The sequence below is a fragment of the Pantoea sp. V106_11 genome, assembly GCF_029967885.1.
GTDB lineage: Bacteria > Pseudomonadota > Gammaproteobacteria > Enterobacterales > Enterobacteriaceae > Pantoea > Pantoea ananatis.
Genome location: NZ_JASCAK010000019.1, coordinates 1 through 509 on the forward strand (window position 1 = coordinate 1; position 509 = coordinate 509).

Here is a 509-nt window from a genome sequence, read left to right on the forward strand (position 1 = left end):
CGGTTAACCTTGCTACAGAATATAAGTCGCTGACCCATTATACAAAAGGTACGCAGTCACCCCATAAAGAGGCTCCCACTGCTTGTACGTACACGGTTTCAGGTTCTGTTTCACTCCCCTCGCCGGGGTTCTTTTCGCCTTTCCCTCACGGTACTGGTTCACTATCGGTCAGTCAGGAGTATTTAGCCTTGGAGGATGGTCCCCCCATATTCAGACAGGATACCACGTGTCCCGCCTTACTCATCGAACTCACAGCCTGTGCACCTTTGTGTACGGGAGTATCACCCTGTACCCTGCGACTTTCCAGACGCTTCCACTGATGCACAAGCTGATGATGGTTCTGGGCTCCTCCCCGTTCGCTCGCCGCTACTGGGGGAATCTCGGTTGATTTCTTTTCCTCGGGGTACTTAGATGTTTCAGTTCCCCCGGTTCGCCTCATACAGCTATGTATTCACTGCATGATAGTGTGACGAGTCACACTGGGTTTCCCCATTCGGGTATCGCCGGTT

At 52.5% G+C, this 509-nt stretch carries 1 rRNA gene; it reads right to left on the reverse strand.

Annotated features, from left to right (window positions below):
* A 23S ribosomal RNA gene (locus tag QLG08_RS01455) occupies positions 1–509 on the reverse strand; the annotation flags it as partial.